Raw genomic sequence first — 13,850 nt, 5'->3', positions numbered from 1 at the left:
AAAATGAGAAGCGGAAAGTGGTTTATCTGCTTGTTGCTGACTGTTCTTAGTATTCACGCCTGGGCAGTTCTTAACAACAGCTCACTTTTTGAGGTGAGCAACTACTATTCCGCTCCTACTCCACAGCAACCCGTGCCTGCAGATTCCGTTAAGCCCCGATATTCTGTTAAGAAAACAGCTCCGGAAAATCTGAAGGACATGGATAAATCTCCTGTTGATCTTCGCAATCCGGATAATCTTAAAACAGAAGTTGAATACAATGAAAAGACTAATCTATATTTAATCCGCACAAAAGCTGGAAGCACACAGGTAGATGTTCCCCTTTTCCTTACCCCGGAAGAATATGCAGACTGGAGTCTGAAAAAATCTATCCAGGATTTTTACAGAGAAAAAAATAAAGAGACTTTCGCAAAAGGGAAAGATGAATTCAACTTCATGAACATGAAGTTTGATCTTGGTCCGGCTGAAAAGATTTTCGGTCCGGGCGGCGTACAGATTAAAACGCAGGGAAATGCAGAACTTAGTTTTGGATTTAAGAGCAAAAATGTAGAAAATCCTACTCTACCCGCACGTTCCAGAAAAACACTGGGATTTGACTTCGACGAAAAGATAAATGTCAATATCAATGGTAAAGTCGGTGACAAGGTTAATATGAACATGAACTACAACACCGATGCGACTTTTGATTTTGATACAAAAAAGATAAAACTAAAATACGAAGGAAAGGAAGATGAAATAGTTAAATTGATGGAAGCCGGTAATGTATCCATGCCTACTAATTCTTCGCTTATTCACGGCGCAACATCTTTATTTGGTATCCGCACAGATTTGCAATTTGGAAAGCTAAAGTTGCAGACTGTTATCTCTCAACAGGAATCAGAATCTAAAACAGTAAATAGTAAAGGCGGGGCACAAACCACATCTTTTGAAATTTCGGCCGACAGTTACGATGAGAATCGCCATTTCTTTCTGGCTCAATATTTTCGGGATACTTATGACAAGAACATGAGTCAGTTACCCACCATTACTTCCGGAATAACGATAAACAGAATTGAAGTCTGGATTACCAATAAAAGAGGGAATTATGAAAATCCCAGAAATGTGGTGGCAATGACAGACTTAGGAGAGAATGAACACATCAGTAATTCATTCTGGTCTAAATCGGGGGTAAACAGAGTTCCGGCCAATAGTGCCAACGATGTTTACACAAAAATGGTCAACGATTATTCCAATGCTCGGAATATTGATATGGTTGGAACTACTCTGGGTGCTATCACTCAGTTAGAAGGTGGCATGGATTATGAAAAGATTGAAAGTGCCCGACTACTGAGCAGTTCAGAATATACCATCAACAGTTCTTTAGGATATATTTCCTTAAAATCGACTCTTCAACCCGATGAAGTTCTGGCTGTAGCCTTTGAATATACATACAAAGGAAAAGGATATCAAGTGGGTGAATTTGCTGCCGATGTAAAAGATACAAATTCGGCTCTCTATCTGAAATTATTAAAAAGCACATCAAACTCTCCGGCGTCTGGTTGCTGGGACTTGATGATGAAGAACGTTTATTCACTGAACGCTTATGACTTGCAAAGTAAAAGCTTCCGGTTAGACATTAAATATCAGAGTGATACAACCGGTGTTTACCTAAATTATATTCCCGAAGGTTCAATAAATAAGGTTCCTCTGCTTAGAGTAATGAACCTCGACCGACTGGATGCCAATAATCAAAATAATCCAAACGGATTCTTCGATTTTGTTGAAGGATATACAGTAACAGCTCAGAATGGACGAATATTTTTTCCTGTAGTAGAACCTTTTGGAAGTCATTTACGGAAAGCTATTGGCAATGATGTAATTGCCAAGAAGTACGTATTTCAGGAACTTTACGATTCTACTAAAACGGTAGCAAAGCAAATAGCCGAGAAAGATAAATTCAAATTCACCGGTGAATACAAAGCCTCATCAGGATCGGAAATCAGACTGGGTTCTACAAATATTCCAGTTGGTTCGGTTAAAGTCACAGCCGGTGGTGTTACTCTTGTTGAAAACTCAGATTATACGGTAGACTATTCAATGGGTATTGTTACCATTATCAACCAAAGCATTATCGATGCAGGTACATCTGTCAGCGTAAATCTGGAAAGTAACAGTAGTTATAATCTGCAGCGCAAAACAATGCTGGGGATGAATTTCACATACGATTTCTCGAAAGATTTCCAGATAGGCGGTACAATAATGCACTTGTCGGAAAAGCCCATGACAACAAAAGTAGCCATGAACGAAGAACCGATAAGTAATACCATCTGGGGACTCAACACTTCATGGAAAAAGGAGAGCCAATGGCTTACAAACATGGTAGACAAGTTACCTTTTGTCAAAGCAACGCAACCTTCGCACATAAACTTAACAGCGGAATTTGCCCAACTGGTTCCGGGACATGCATCGGGAACTCAAGGCAATGCATCTTATATAGACGACTTCGAATCAACAAGCACTAACATTGATTTACGTCAGCCTTCTTATTGGATGCTGGCCAGTACTCCTTACGAAAGCGGTGCGAATGCTCTTTTTCCTGAGGCCTCAAAATCAAATGATATAACTTATGGAAAAAACAGGGCACTCTTGTCCTGGTATTATATTGATGGGCTATTTACCCGCAGAAGTTCGTCTTTAACACCCTCTCACATAAAAAGTGATCTGGATCAGCTGTCTAATCACTATGTAAGGGAAGTATACGAACAAGAGATTTTCCCTAACAAAGAGACTTCATATCTGGAAACCTCTACCCTTTCAATACTCAACCTTGCTTATTACCCTAAAGAACGCGGTCCATATAACCTTGATACAAATCTCACGCCAAAAGGTTACCTTAACAATCCTGAAAAACGTTGGGGAGGAATTATGAGAAAACTGGATACCAGTGATTTTGAAACCGCCAATATTGAATATATAGAGTTCTGGCTTCTCGATCCGTTTATCTATGAAAGCACAACCGGTAATCGCCGTGGCGGTGATCTTTATATAAATCTGGGAGAGGCTTCCGAAGATATTCTAAAGGATGGAAAGAAATACTTCGAAAACGGAATGCCTGTTGATGGTGACCCTACAAAGGTAAAAGAAACAGTGTGGGGAAAAGTACCTACAGAACAAAGCATTGTTTATGCCTTTGATAATGCTGCCGGAGCAAGAAAAAAACAAGATGTAGGATTGAACGGATTATCGGCTGAGGAAGAGAAAACGTTCAGCACATACAGCACCTACCTGGATAAATTAAAGTCTATTCTTGAACCGGCTGTATATGCACAATTTGAAAAGAGCCCATCCGGAGATCTTTATCACTATTATCGTGGCACAGATTACGATCAGGCAGAAAAGAGTATCCTGGAACGTTACAAATACTACAATAATCCGGAAGGCAACTCTACAGCTTCGGAAGATTCTCCCGAAAAATACGATGTTTCTGCAAAAACAGTTCCTGATGTAGAAGATATCAATCAGGATTACACGCTCAATGAGTATGAAAAATATTTCCAGTACAAAATCAGTCTTTCTCCTGAAGATTTGAAAGTTGGGAGTAACTACATTGCCGACAAACGAACAGCAAGCGTTAAGCTTAGAAACGGAAAGACTGAAGAAGTTAACTGGTATCAGTTCAAGATTCCGGTAAAGGATTATCAGAAAGCAGTAGGCTCTATTTCCGATTTTAAGTCTATCCGCTTTATGCGTATGTTTCTTACCAACTTTGTTGATCCGGTAGTACTTAGATTTGCGACTTTCGATCTTGTTCGTGGAGATTGGAGAAGATACGATCAGTCTTTAACCAACTCAACAGTAAGTGGAAGCCTTGATGTTTCTTCGGTTAATATTGAGGAAAACAATGATAAAACTCCGGTTAATTATGTTCTTCCTCCGGGAATAACACGTGTTGTAGATCCTTCACAGCCTCAGCTAACACAAGAAAACGAACAGTCACTGAGTTTAAAAGTTAAGAATCTGGCTCCCGGTGATTCAAGAGCTGTCTATAAAAGTCCGGCATTGGATTTGCGCCAGTACAAACGCTTACAGATGTTTATACACGGTGAAAAACTATTGGATGATGTAACATCTTTGGAAGACAATGAGATATCTGTATTCATCAGACTTGGTTCCGATTACAAGAACAACTACTACGAATATGAAATTCCGTTGAAACTGACTCCTCACGGACAGTATAATGGAAGTACGTTAAGTGGTTGCGAAGCTGTATGGCCGGAAGCCAATATGCTGAACATACCTTTCAGCCTGCTTACCAATTTAAAGAAAGAACGCAATACAGCAAAGAATGCTTCCGGTTCAAACGTCAGCTATACGAAGTTATATTATACTTATGATGCCGATAAACCATCCAATAAGATTAGTATTATGGGAAACCCAAGTCTGGCTGAAGTGAAAACGATTATGATTGGAGTGCGAAATAACTCCCGTAATTTAAAATCGGCAGAGGTTTGGGTTAATGAGCTTCGATTAACAGACTATAATGAATCGGGAGGATGGGCAGCACAAGGAAATATGAATGTTCAGCTGTCGGATATAGGAAATGTAAATCTAGCGGGGCACATGGAAACTGCCGGATTTGGAGGTTTGGAACAAAGTGTCAGTGAAAGAAGAATGGATGATTATTATCAGTACAATTTCACCACAAGTTTTGAATTAGGACGATTTCTGCCATCAAAAGCAAAAATATCAGCTCCCCTTTATTTCTCATATTCTAAAGAGTTAACATCGCCTTTGTATGATCCAACCAATAAAGACCTGCTTTTAGATGATGTATTGGATACGTACTCTTTAAGATCTCAAAGAGACTCTATCCTTAACATTGCTCGGGAACTGGTTACTTACAGGAATTTCAGTCTGAGCAACGCAAAAATTAATATAGTAAGTAAAAGACCATTGCCTTTTGATCCGGGAAACTTTACCTTTGGATATTCGTATACAAAGAAATACAATCAGGGGAACACCACTGCATGGGAAGTTGAAAAGGACTGGAGAAGTACTCTTGGATATAATTATTCGCCAGTTACTAAAGCGTGGGAGCCGTTTAAAAATCTGAAAAGCAAATCTCCGTGGATGAAGTTTGTAAAGGCATTCAACCTAAATTGGTTACCACAAAACATAGCCTTCAATTCCGACATTTCACGCCATTACTATGAACTTCAGTTAAGAGATCTGGATAATCCATACGGAGATTCGGATATACCTCTTTCCGTAGCAAAGGAATTTCTATGGAACAGGGATTTCTCTCTCCGGTGGGATCTCACCCGAAATCTAAAACTCAGTTTCACATCTGCTACACGTGCAGAGATTGAAGAACCAGTCGGTCAAGTCAACAAGAATCTCTATCCGGATGAATACACAGCATGGAAAGATTCCATTAAAACCAGTTTGTTGAATCTGGGGCGTCCACTGGATTTTCAGCAATCATTCAATTCGAGTTACAAATTACCATTCGACATGATACCTATACTCGATTGGGTTAGCAGTGACGTTAAATTTGCATCTTCGTATACCTGGGATCGCGGTGCCGATCTTACTGACGGTACTTCCGTTGGAAACACTATTGCCAATCAACGCTCCATTGATGTAAACAGCCGATTCAATTTCGAGAAGCTATACAATAAGATTCCTTTCTTAAGGGAAACCAACAGACTCTTTTCTTCAATGAGCATAAGTGCCCCCGGAAGGAAAGAGGATTTAATGAAGAAACCGAATAAATTCGAGAGAGAGATTCAGTTGAAAAAGGATACAACCGTAACCGTTTCTCATGGACTAAAAACCAAAATAGTAAAAGTAAGGGCTATAACGCAGGATGGAAAACGATACTTTATTAAATACAAAGTACTGGATTCCAATAAGATTCTTGTCAGCAACAGAGATTCTATAAAAATTAAGCTAAGCATTGTTCCCGGTCCAAAGCCGGAAGAGCAAGGCTGGTACAAAATTGCTCAGCATGCAGCACGTTTTGCTATGATGGCAAGAAATATCAGCATTACCTACCGTAACACTTATGCAATGACACTTCCGGGATATTTACCGGAAGTGGGTGATGTACTGGGACAGAAAAGAGCAGGCGGCATGTTTGCTCCGGGACTGGATTTTGCTTTCGGTGTAACGGGTGATAGTTATATACAGAAAGCTGCAAAGAATAACTGGTTGTTAATGAACGATTCTGTGGCAGATCCTGCAACAACCAATGCTATGGAAGATTTACAAATACGATTAACCTTAGAACCGATAAGAGATTTTAAGATAGACTTAACCGCCAACCGCACAATAAACAAATCACAGAGCATACAGTTTATGTTCGATGGTATGCCAACCACTCAGAATGGCAGCTTTAATATGAGTATTATTTCCATTGGAAGTGCATTCGAAAAGTGCAAAGCAGAAGAGCTATACCAATCAAAAACATTTAATAAGTTCCTCAAGAATCTGGATATTATCCAAAAAAGAGTAGAAGCTCAATATCTGGGTGCCATCTATCCGGAAGGAACCACACTGGCAGGTAAAACATTCAATCCGGAAAACGGAACAATCGACAAAAACTCTCCGGACGTAATGATCCCCGCATTTCTTTCAGCTTATACAGGAAAGGATGTGAATAAGATTTCTCTTGATTTTTTCCCAAACTTACTATCATTGATGCCCAACTGGAGAATAACTTATGGCGGGTTAAGCAAACTGGAATGGTTTAAAAAACACTTCAAAAGTTTTAATCTGAATCATGCATACAGAAGTACTTATTCTGTTGGTTCATACAATACCTACCAAAGCTTCAGCAGATTTATGGGCAACCTCGGTTTTGTTGAAGATACACAAACCGGAGATCCGGTACCTTCGGCAGCGTTTGATATTGGAACGGTAGCTATTAATGAGCAATTCGCTCCACTTTTCGGAGTAGATATGACCTTTAAAAACGGAATTACCACAAAGGTAGAATATAAAAAGACGAGAATACTAACTTTAAGTATGACAGCAAATCAGATTGTAGAAACTAGCTCAAAAGATTTTGTTGTTGGCATGGGGTATAAAATTGTAGACTTGAAACTGTTTGGCGCAGGGAAAAGCAAGAATAAAGTCAGCAATGACCTGAACATTCAGGCAGATATTTCTATCCGTAACCAATCTGCATTAAGCCGCGATATTCAGGAGGCCTTAGCTCAACCAACCAGTGGCAATAAAGCAACCAAGTTTTCTTTATCAGCAGATTATACCTTCTCGAAATTGCTAACCATCCGTATGTATTATGACCGTCAGAAAAATACCCCGCTGGTATCTTCCGCTTCCTATCCGGTAACCAACTCCGATTTTGGATTTACGTTGAAGTTCTCGTTGACAAGGTAATTAGATAGCTAATTTCCTCAAAATATTTGGGTAAGAAGAACAACTCTGAAAGATGGCAAAGTTGTGAAAGTTATTAATCGTAAGATAGCTAATAGATAAAGCTATTTACGATTAATATTCTCTCAATATTGCACACAAATAGATTCTCATATCTATAATTCTAACTTAAAATGTTTCATTTGTACATTTAGTAAGTAAATCCATCCAAAATCCTAAGAATCTTATCTCTAATAATCATATATTGTAAATGATTTCGCCTTAAGACAAACATTATCATACCATATTTCAAAACGATATGAGCCACTTCCCCACTGACCAGGAGTGGAACTTCCCCAGGATGTAAGAGTAGTTATGTTTTTCTCTCCACTGATTACATTTAAATCACTAGAGAATGAATATCCATAAGGAGAAGAGCTACAAGTACTTAGCGTACCATCCGGGGTGTACAACTTAATATACAATCGAATATCTTTACCTGTATTAATACCTGTATATGTAATACGAAGCTGAAGATACATCGTGTTATTACTATATATGGTTGAACCATAACTTGTCACAACATCTCCATTACTATTAATATTTCCAAGTTCCATATTCGTAATGAGTATAGGTATTTGGTCTGAAATACAAGAATATCTCTGTTCTACTTCTTCCTTTGCACTTATAGCTGAACTTAAAGAATTCTGCAAAGTACTGATTGTGGTCACCTTCTCTGATATGTCATTCTTTAAGTTAGACACTTTGTTCTCCAAATCAGATATTGCAGTTTCTTTGCTAGAAAGCATACTACTACCAGCAACTATAAATATGACTATAGCTATGCAGAGGAATATGATGACTGTGAATTGCTTCTTCTGACGCAACACTTTTTGATACTCAGACGAGAGTTTATTAAAATTCTTTGTAATCTCTTCCTTTTCCCAATTCAAACGACGTATGATTTCCTTATAGCCAGACAAAGAACGTGTATTGTAATCCTCATTTTTGAAGATGAATGTGTAACCATATTTGCTGGCTGCATCCATAATATCGTTATCATCATCAGTATCAGTAAAGTCTTTTACGTCTGTAACTGAAATACCATAACTCACAGGTGGAAGTTTTACACAATCATTATCAAACTGCGACATAGCATTATGAAGTAGATTCGTGATTCGATCTACCTCATTTTGCTTCTCATAGAGTTGATTTACTTTAGTTATAACATCTCCTTTGTCATTAAATTCAAGTAAAACTCCATTAACCACAAGATCAGTGAATGTATTCTCAAAGAGCGAGAACAATGCTTTTATATTCTTAAGCATAATACCATTGAGCAAAACACACATGCCAATATATTGTGGAGTTGACGCATCAGTATCCAACTTATGGATATAGCCATAGTACATCAGTTCATTCTTTCGGTGGATAACTATCTGAGTCTTGGCATTAGACCTCGCATAAAAATTCTGAAATATGCTTTGAGCATAGTCATTAGGGTATTGAGAATAACCCTGACTAAAGTCACCAAATAAATATACTGTAGAATTCACATTACTTCAGTTTAAAAATTATCGTTTTATTCAAATTATCAATCTTATAAGAAGCTGTTCTATTGAGAACTTCATTTCCAAACAAGAGCGGTGCTGACACATTATTAGATACAGTTGCCTGCACGTTTGGGCAAGAGATTTTATCAGCAACAACCACCTCCTTAAGATTAACTACTGCATTTTCCACAATACTTCCGTCGGCTATCATAGATTGAGATGTACCGAGAATATCATCTTGAGAGAGTAAGCCTTTCTGATACAAATAGTTAGCTTCAGCTACAGATATCAAAGTACCAGAGCAACCTGTATCAAATATCATATTAAATCCCACTCCGTTAACTTTTACATCGATAACCTTCACACCATTTTCCTCACGAAAAGGAACAACAACACTTTCAGTTTCATCAATAGCAAAATCATCTATCGCCCCTGTATCAACATTCTCCGTTGTATCTATATTCTCTGTTGTATAATCTGTATCAATGTAGATATGTTTCGGCTTGTTTCCACACGAGCTTAACAATAAAGCAATGATGCACACGCATAATAGATATTTATACATATCTAGTTACTAACTTTAACTGTTAGTGAGGCAATAGTTTTCCCCTCGAGAATATATGATATAATTACATCCCCAGACTTGTCTAATGATATTTTATTATCGTCAACATTTATATTTTGGCCTTCTTCAACCACCTTCCATTCACCGTCTTTAGCATTAATCTTAAGAGTATACTTTTCGCCAACTTTTAAGTCCTCCGATCCATTATGCTCTAATATTTTTATTGAATACTTGGAATCAGATCCACTTTGTGGTATAAAAGTTTTGTATAAATTGCTTACTTCATCCAATTTATTGCTTACTTCTTCAAGCTTTTCTTTAGTTTGTTCATAATATGTACCACTTCTTTCATTATCTATTCTATTACACGCACGAAAAGATAACAAAACAACAATAATTATAAGGAGAAAAAAATTAAGCATGGGCAAAAATCGACAAATCATTTTATTTTTTTCAGGTTCTATTCCATTTATAATTTCTTCATTATCCCCAACCGGATTATTAATATCTTGGACACCTACTATTTTAGACAATTTCAATAGAGGATCACGTAGTGTAGATACGAGCTGGCCAACAGTCTTCTTGTCTTCATTCAATCGTATACAATCTTTCAATTTTTGTTTTTCAAGTTTTAGAGCATCAATATTTGACCTCAATCCTTCATTATCAGAAGAAAGTTGTTGAATTTGTTGATTAAGGTTAGACATTTGATTATTCTTAGCTTCTAATAAACTCTTTACGTCAGCAATTTCACACTCTTTAATTTTAGTAAACTCTGCCATTTGCTCCTCAATTCTCTTTTGAATATTTTTATCTTTAAGAGTCTGATAATACGGCGATATAGCAACTTTAGAGTATTTCTTGATAATATCCCAAATATTTTCTTTAGTGCAATCTTGTAAATTAACTTCAGGAGCAGAATTAGCTTTTAATGTCTGAAATTGTTGAAGGCTGTTTACAAAATCAGATGGAATAATGGACAGTCTTATCAAAGACATTATGGCTTCTAACATCCCTTTAATTTCATTCTCTTTTACCTGAAAATCTGACACCAAAAATTTTTTCTTGGTACTTTCTGTACTCAAAAGGCACCCAATTACGTACTTGTTATATACAATATCCATCAGACGATAAATACCAACTACATCAGTACAATATTCATCAATTCGAAGCGTCATACCAAAATATGATCCCGCTCGACCATCACAAGCAATAATATTATTGTATTTCAGATAAGAATAGTAACAATAGTTCTTGCCATTCACGGTTCGGATTTCAACTATAAATTTAGTTTCATCATTATTCGGAGCATAAAAATTTTGAATGTATGACAAGTCATCATCCTTTCCCCATATCTTTTGTCCCTTAGGGACTCCATGCACAAAAAACTCTAAATCCATAATTTTATTAACCGTTTATACGTTTAAGAATAGTATTCCACAACTTTGAAGGATATTCGTGCGGTCCTTCTTGGTATGTCATTGTAGTATTCGATTCTGTAAAGTCACCAGTTTGAAAAGGAACAAAATCACATCTCCACTCTGAGAAAAAACGAGTAATCGGATTCATGTTTCTAAATGGAGCATATATTCCAGGATAAAGGTTTGCCACCTCTTTGGTAGCTTGAGGCAAATTAATGTGTCCAGGACTTATAACAAAGTTGGTCAAGTCTATTTTATTGAATACGAATATCGTTTTATCAGTCGGACGCATTTTCTGTTTCAGATTATGAATACGAGATACATAATTATTTCGATCACATTCATTCTCCCAATCAGGCTCGACCATAATACACCAGATCTTACGATTATTGCAATTTATAATAGTGTTTACATAGTTGGGGAACTTCGCAGTTGGATGTCCTGGGTTGAAATAAAACTCACCAGGAGCTTCTAGTATCTGACATAAGCGTTTGCCATTCTTTATGATTTCCACAAGCATAAAATTGATGCGATCTGTAGATTGCGCAGCATCACTTTGATTAATCATGTTATCATAGTTATCGCATATGTTCTTATAGTTATAGTCATGAGACGGACGGAAACTCTTTATTGGAGAAATCTTATAACCCTCACCCTTCAAGTAACGTGTTAGGCGAACCAATGTCATAGTTTTACCACAAGATGGAGGGCCAAACAAAATTACCAGAGGGGCATTCTTGTCTGCAATGGTAACATTAATTTTATTCGGATCATTCAATTCTTCCTTATTTAATCCACGGATAACTTCTTCGACTGGTATAGATTTCGATTCTGTGGAACTGGTCTTTTCTTCAATAATCGAAGTCTGTTCATTAGCAAGTTCATCGTTCACCTGCGACTTAACATTCAAATTAAAATCTGCCATTATTATATCTGTTTTTTTTATTATTAGTATTCGCTTTTTCTGAATGTCAGGTCAAAAAAGATAAAAGCTGCCAAATCTACTAGGATTGATATTAAAAGCCAGAAAACGAATCCACGGCCTTCGTGTTTTCCAGCAAAGAAGTCTTTCCAAACATCTACTACACTTAACATCTTCGAAGTTTTAGTTACCTGGTTTTGAGGCAAATAAAGATTTTTATCATCGTCAGACTTAAAATTGATAAAATCCGCATAATTTTTTATTGTTGCATAAGATTTCTTCAATACAAGATCAGACTGAGCAATAAGGTCGTTATCTATATCTCCTGAAGCACCCATGTTGGCGATGTGACTTTCCATTGTCTCAACATTTTTAATCAATTTGACAGCTTCTGGTTTGAATAACTTCTCTTGAGGATTTATATAATTTGTAACCAATTCCTCTTTTCTTTTATTGAGCAACTCATAAATCATTGTACGATATTGTTGCTTCAAAGATTTTATTTGAGAAGGTGAGGTTCCTTTATAAGATAAAGTTGGAATACTAGCAACCTGTAGAGTCGTCGCTATCTTATCCAAATGAGATTTTGCTCTATCTCCAAAACCAGGATTGGCAATATTGTCAATCTCATTCTCCAAAGCAATCACTTCTGCATTAACATTACTACTTAGTTCATCAATCTTCGACTTAACACCTATTTCAGTTTTGACATTGTCCCGTAATTGCTGAAGATAACTCTTGGTTGTTGACATATCCTGAGTTACCACGTCTGTAATGCTCGTGCGATAAAAAAAAGTGTGGGTGTTGGTAGGCATAATACAAACAAGCCAAAAAATGAGTGTCAAAATGATACCAGCTATCAAACGAAGGCCACGCTTCTCCAAGTAAATGTTTTGGTTGAGACTATCAACAATCATCTTTGTCCCCAAAGATGCTATAACAAAAAAACCAATTGTGACTATCCAACACATAGCAATAGGCCAACTCGACAACAACAGGTGCAAAGATTCTGTTGTAGCCCAACAACTCACAGCCGCAAATGCTATAAAAGCAAATAGCGAGAAAATTTTCAATAATTTGTTTTTTTCCATAATATCGTTTAATAATGTATATCATTTTATCCCTCCAAAGCAAGAGACTCTATTAATTTCTTATTCACAATTTAATATTTTTATGCAAATAGATTATTCACCACTTTCCATATCCGTCAAAGAAATGGATTTATGGATACAAATTTACAAATAAAAATATAAAATAATGAAATTTACAAAAAAAAGATTTCCTAATGTTGAAATAAATAAATTTATAATAAAACATTCATTCACAACTCCAAACTCCAGAAAATGAATTTCAATAATTATGCAAATTGTGGAATTATAAATTTTTATTTTCAGAACTCAAAAAAATATTATTTTGCTGCCACCTGTTCCACCTACAAAACTTAACACAATTAATAATCAACCTATTACAAAACACAGCAACAATATAATCAGCAAAAAAGGTGGACAGGATAGCTCACCCCTTCTTTGTTAACTTGTTTTAACTATAAATATATAATTTGTCGATTAATAGTTTCGAATGCAAAGCTAAAGGTGGACAGGGTGGAGTAAAAAAGAGTTTTTTCGGCTTCCAGAAAATAAATTTCAATAATTCTGCAAATTGCGGAATTATTGAAACTAAATTTCTCAGAACGAAAAAAAAACATTTTCTCTCCACCCTGTCCACCCTGAAAAATGTTATTATATTGATAATAAGAGAATTATTATTTTCTGTAATCTATTTAAAGGGGAAACTAACGATTTAATCGGTCAACTGATTATAGGCTTAGGAACAGTAGTGGCCAACTGGAATCAGTTTAGTACAACCTCTTTTGGACTTTAAACCTTAAGAGGACAACCTGTATCAGAGTTAATAAATTAATTGGTCAACTGATTAGGTTCTTTTGCAATTTAGTTGAAAGGACGTATCGTTATAGTTCCTAAAGAACTCTGATAAAACAAAACTTCTTCAAGTTTTTTGTATAATATAAT

General features: G+C 36.5%; 6 protein-coding genes. 1 reads left to right on the top strand and 5 read right to left on the bottom strand.

From position 1 onward, the window contains the following. Window positions 1-3: 3 nt before the first annotated feature. A complete protein-coding gene (gene sov, locus BUC21_RS14065) occupies window positions 4-7,383 on the top strand; it encodes a T9SS outer membrane translocon Sov/SprA (RefSeq protein WP_073403557.1) in 7,380 nt (2,459 codons plus the stop codon). A 227-nt stretch (window positions 7,384-7,610) separates the two neighbouring features. Here the strand turns inward: sov and BUC21_RS14060 are convergent, their stop codons facing one another. From BUC21_RS14060 to BUC21_RS14040, 5 genes are read right to left on the bottom strand one after another with little or no spacing between them, the layout of a single operon-like run. After that, window positions 7,611-8,915, bottom strand: coding sequence for a hypothetical protein (locus BUC21_RS14060; protein ID WP_073403554.1), 1,305 nt, complete (start codon window positions 8,913-8,915; stop codon window positions 7,611-7,613). Between the two features lies 1 nt (window position 8,916). Beyond that, window positions 8,917-9,477: a retropepsin-like aspartic protease gene (locus BUC21_RS14055; protein ID WP_073403552.1), complete on the bottom strand. Its 561-nt coding sequence runs from the start codon at window positions 9,475-9,477 to the stop codon at window positions 8,917-8,919. A gap of 2 nt (window positions 9,478-9,479) precedes the next feature. Next, a complete protein-coding gene (locus tag BUC21_RS14050) occupies window positions 9,480-10,877 on the bottom strand; it encodes a hypothetical protein (RefSeq protein WP_073403550.1) in 1,398 nt (465 codons plus the stop codon). Between the two features lie 7 nt (window positions 10,878-10,884). Then, entirely contained in the window at window positions 10,885-11,823 is a 939-nt protein-coding gene (locus BUC21_RS14045) for a hypothetical protein (protein ID WP_073403548.1), read from the bottom strand. 23 nt (window positions 11,824-11,846) lie between these two features. Further along, complete coding sequence (locus BUC21_RS14040) at window positions 11,847-12,911, bottom strand: hypothetical protein (RefSeq protein ID WP_073403546.1); 1,065 nt, start codon at window positions 12,909-12,911, stop codon at window positions 11,847-11,849. Between the last annotated feature and the right edge of the window lie 939 nt (window positions 12,912-13,850).

The sequence above is a fragment of the Bacteroides luti genome (genome assembly GCF_900128905.1).
GTDB classification, from domain to species: domain Bacteria; phylum Bacteroidota; class Bacteroidia; order Bacteroidales; family Bacteroidaceae; genus Bacteroides; species Bacteroides luti.
The sequence above is the reverse complement of the archived record's forward strand: the minus strand, read 5'-3'. Positions and strand labels throughout refer to the sequence as shown.

Excerpts from the sequence above, each read along its gene's own strand:
- sov (WP_073403557.1), top strand. The coding sequence starts at position 4 with ATGAGAAGCGGAAAGTGGTTTATCTGCTTGTTGCTGACTGTTCTTAGT.
- BUC21_RS14055 (WP_073403552.1), bottom strand. The coding sequence starts at position 9,477 with ATGTATAAATATCTATTATGCGTGTGCATCATTGCTTTATTGTTAAGC.
- BUC21_RS14050 (WP_073403550.1), bottom strand. The coding sequence starts at position 10,877 with ATGGATTTAGAGTTTTTTGTGCATGGAGTCCCTAAGGGACAAAAGATA.
- BUC21_RS14045 (WP_073403548.1), bottom strand. The coding sequence starts at position 11,823 with ATGGCAGATTTTAATTTGAATGTTAAGTCGCAGGTGAACGATGAACTT.
- BUC21_RS14040 (WP_073403546.1), bottom strand. The coding sequence starts at position 12,911 with ATGGAAAAAAACAAATTATTGAAAATTTTCTCGCTATTTGCTTTTATA.